The organism is Arhodomonas sp. AD133, from assembly GCF_051195215.1.
GTDB lineage: Bacteria > Pseudomonadota > Gammaproteobacteria > Nitrococcales > Nitrococcaceae > Arhodomonas.
The window spans coordinates 1-4,077 of record NZ_JBNAZM010000098.1 but is presented as its reverse complement, the minus strand read 5'-3'; the positions used below and the strand labels follow the sequence as shown (position 1 = coordinate 4,077).

Annotated in this window: 5 protein-coding genes; all 5 read left to right on the top strand. The window is 61.2% G+C overall.

The window, feature by feature from the left end:
- Positions 1–426: HAD family hydrolase (locus tag ACPEES_RS22870; RefSeq protein ID WP_435106726.1), on the top strand; the 426-nt coding region annotated here is incomplete at its 5' end.
- Positions 427–701: 275 nt separating this feature from the next.
- The gene (locus tag ACPEES_RS22865) at positions 702–1,421 is read left to right on the top strand and encodes a DUF4336 domain-containing protein (protein ID WP_435106724.1); all 720 of its coding nucleotides are present in this window, start codon (positions 702–704) and stop codon (positions 1,419–1,421) included.
- Positions 1,422–1,865: 444 nt separating this feature from the next.
- Entirely contained in the window at positions 1,866–2,348 is a 483-nt protein-coding gene (locus ACPEES_RS22860) for a cupin domain-containing protein (protein WP_435106722.1), read from the top strand.
- Positions 2,349–2,804: 456 nt separating this feature from the next.
- Positions 2,805–3,629: a class I SAM-dependent methyltransferase gene (locus tag ACPEES_RS22855; RefSeq protein ID WP_435106720.1), complete on the top strand. Its 825-nt coding sequence runs from the start codon at positions 2,805–2,807 to the stop codon at positions 3,627–3,629.
- Positions 3,630–3,730: 101 nt separating this feature from the next.
- Positions 3,731–4,045 (top strand): cupin domain-containing protein, encoded by a 315-nt coding sequence (locus tag ACPEES_RS22850; protein ID WP_435106718.1) that lies wholly within the window; start codon positions 3,731–3,733, stop codon positions 4,043–4,045.
- Positions 4,046–4,077 lie beyond the last annotated feature (32 nt).

Sequence of the window (4,077 nt, the reverse complement as noted above, 5' to 3'; positions counted from 1 at the left end):
GCGATGAAACACTGGTACGCTGACAGGCCCGATCTATTTCACAAAAAGCCACGGAATCGTCCGGGACCTGACACCTATCGGTATGCGCTACGGGTGCTGGCGTCACGGTTCCGGCTCGGGTTGGTTGCCGATATATGGGCGCCCAGGGATTCCTGGATTGACGAGTTGGAACGCACCGGCGTTCGCTCCGTGTTCAGCGCCATGTCGTTTTCGTCAGATCACGGTATCGTGAAGCCTTCACCGAAACCATTCAGACAGGTCCTCGCGGAGATGGGGGCGGACCCCGCAAAGACGGTGATGATTGGTGATTCGGTTCGCCGGGACCTGGGCGGTGCCACGGCGGCGGGCCTTCCGTGCATTCTCGTCGGTGGCGCGATGAACCGATATGCGTTGCGCGCGGTCGATAGCCTGCTGGATTTGCTTTGAGGATACGCTGAGAATTCGCGCGAGCCTTTGGTCGTACGTGGCGAAAGGTTGGTAACGCGTGGGACGTTCGATGGTTCGGCCGGTATTCCAGGGTGAACTGCGTGCGTCGCTCGTGACGGGTTTGGACCACCCAGGCAGATGGCCTGCATAATGAACGCCTCACATGAAGCGCGTTCGGCCGGTCCGCCTGGCGCGGGCGCTTCGAGCTACGCCGCATGGTGTGCTACGCGCGCGCCGTGTTGCGGCGACAATCATCAGCACCAACGGAATGAACCTTGCGCACGGAACTGCACGAGTATATCGAGGGATCGATCTGGCTTTGCCGGTATCCAGTTCGGTACATGGGCTGCAATGTGGACGCACGCATGACCGTCATCCGGCTCGCGAACGGCCGGCTGCTGCTCCATTCGCCATGTGCGATCAATGAGAGCCTCGCCGAATCCATCCGCGCCCTCGGTGAGGTCGCTTATATCGTCGCGCCCGGGTCTTTCCACCACATGCACGTCCCATCGGCGCAGGCGGCGTTCCCGGACGCCGAGACTCATATTTGCCCGGGCATCGAGCGTAAACGCCCACGGCTGTCGTTCGACTGGTTTCTGGGGGGGCGGCCCCCTGATGCGTGGGCAGCCGATCTCGATCAGGTACTCGTCCGCGGGAGCCGCTGGATGTGGGAGGTGGCGTTTTTTCATCGCACCAGTCGGACGCTGCTGCTGGTGGACCTGATCGAGCTTTTCACGGATCGCACCGAGCGCGTCAATTGGCCGCTGAAGTTCTGGTGGAAAGTTGTCTTCCACATGTGGAATACGCCCAAGCCGGCGCCGGAGTACCAGCTCGGCTGGTCGGACAAGCAGGCGGCACGCAAGTCGCTTGAGTCGATACTGGCGTGGGATTTCGAGCGGATCATCATCTCCCACGGTGACCTGATCGAATCCGATGCGCGGGCGGCGGCGGAGTTGGCTTGGGCAAAGCCGCTAACCCTGGCGTCTGACCGGTAACTGTCGGGTCCTGCCTGATTACTGACCTCTTGACGAGTATTGCCATGTCTCAGCGTTCGTCAGCGGCCTGTTCGCTTCGGTATGCCCCGACGGTATGCCACCGCAAAGGGCTGGCGACATCCCGAGTCAGTGGCCGCGATGCTCAGGGCGTGAGCACGTCATTCTCCGGCTCCAGGACTATCTCGGAAGCGACAATGTCTGATTCCGCCGCTCCCACGAGGCCCGCCGGCAACGTCCTGCATCCACCCGGGCCGTCGCCATGGGTTCGGGAGATCGTGCTGCCGTCGAAATCCAGGTCCGCCGAGGCGGTCAGGATCGAGCGTGTTCTGGAACGTGCATGGCAAGGGCGGGGTGACTGAATGTTCGCGCGGATCTTGCCCGCAGAGCGAGTGGCGTGCATGTTGCGGCTACACGTTGGCAGGCGGACGCCAGGAGGGCTCAGACGTGGACAAGTACCTGCTTACACGGGAAGAGATCGAGGCCCACGAGGGCGTCTCGAAAACCCATTTCCTCAACGACAACGCGCAGCGCATCAACAAATCTCTCGGCGATCTGACCGGGCTGACGGGGCTGGGGTTTCATATCGTGGAAATCGATCCGGGGTGTGAGTCGACCGAGCTGCACGTCCATTACTACGAGGATGAGTGCGTGTACGTCCTGGAGGGCGAGGCGATCGCCACGGTTGGTGACATCCGGCACCGCGTCAAAGCCGGCGATTTTCTCGGCTATCCGGCGGGCAGTGAGCCACACAAGCTCGAGAACGTGGGCGCATCCGTGCTCAGGTGTATCGTCGTCGGCCAGCGGCTGGATCATGATGTCGCCGACTATCCGGCCAAGGGAAAACGCATCTATCGAAACAACGGCATGAAGTGGAACCTCGTCGACATCGAGGATATTGCCGAGCCCACAGCGGGCAGGAAGGTGTGAGTCGACACGTGTCGGCCGTAGCCGGCGTGGTGCTCCGAGAGGCGATAACCGAGGATGCGGTAAACTGGGTGGGTTTGCCGTCAACGCCACTGTCGGTCCCTCCCGGTGTATGAACATTTCGGATTCGTGGCTCTGTCGGGGCCTGTGGAGCACAATGGCATTGTGGCGATTCGGCCGGTCGTTCGGGGCGCTGACCGGCTGTAACCGGTGCAACATGCCCGCTTCGCTCGACTCGGTCGTTGTTGTCGTGTAATTGTCGGACTCTTATGGGGTGTCGGGTCCCCTGCAGGACGATTGCCCAACGGAGGGGCGCACAAATGCTATTCATCCACACCGCGGCTGGCGAAATTGTCGCTCGCCGGACCGTTGTGCCGGTCGTATCGACCATCGCGCCGCTGTCAGAGAGTGCCTGTCAGCCGGTTTCCGTGTCCGAGAGTAGGGTGCGGGGGGCGGCGAATGCGTGATACCAAGCAGCACTACGCCCACGGTGCACTGGAAAGCGCGATCCTCGAGGTGCTCCGGGAGGCGGGCAAGGATCCGGATAGACTGACCCTGGACGATCTCGCCCCAGTGGATGAGTTCCACGTCCGCGGGCGCGAAGCGACGAAGGAGCTCGCGGCAGCGATCGGCCTCGCTGAGGGCATGCGGGTGTTGGACGTCGGGTGCGGGATAGGCGGTCCGTCGCGCCGCCTCGCGTCGGACTACGGATGCCGCGTAACCGGACTGGATCTGACCGAGGAGTATTGCCGCGTCGCCGAAGCGCTGAGCGTCCGGTTGAACCTTCAGGATCTGGTTTCGTATCGCACCGCCGATGCGCTCGTGATGCCCTTCGACGACAGTAGCTTCGACGTCGTGTGGACGCAGCATGCCTCGATGAACATCGCTGACAAAAACCGGCTTTACGCTGAAATATATCGCGTTCTCAAACCCGGTGGTCATCTTGCCTTGTACGACGTGCTGGCCGGCCCGGGCGGCGATGTGTACTTTCCGGTTCCTTGGGCGCGCGACTCGTCGATCAGCTTCCTGGTGACCGAGGACGCCTTGCTGGCATCACTGGAAAGGGCGGGGTTCGACGTCGTCTCGTGTCTGGATACGACCGGCGCCGGTGGTGTCTGGCTTGAAAGGGCCGTTGAGCGCTTCGAGAAGAATGGTATTCCCCCCTTGAGCAACCGGGTCCTTCTCGGCGATGAGTTTCCAATCATGGTTCGCAATTTGCTGCGCAACATCAAGGAGCGTCGAATGAGGCTCGTGCAGCTGGTTGCGAGGCGGGCAGCGGCATAGCGGGTAATCTTGCAGCGTGCCAGGGAAGTCGATGTCGTCGAACCAGGTTACGCCGCGCCGGAACGTGCGCAAAAGGTTGGTAATTGGCCAGCCGGGAGTGAATGGTGGCGTACAAGTCGATAAATTTCGAGGAAAAATTCGCACGGTTCTCTGAGCACTGGACGCCCAAGGTCATTGCCGAAATGAACGATTACCAGTTCAAGCTGGTCAAGATTCAGGGCGCGTTCGAGTGGCACAAGCACGACGGCATCGACGAGGTGTTCGTGGTTCTGGACGGGGAAATGGTCATCGAGTTCCGTGACGGGCGTGTCGAAATAGCCTCGGGGGAGATGTTCGTGGTGCCCAGAGGTGTGGAGCACAAGCCCGTCGCCCCCAAGTTCCACAGCCACAGCGATAAGTTATTGATCCGCTGGTAGGCGGCTTGGATTTTTGGCACAACTTACGCTAT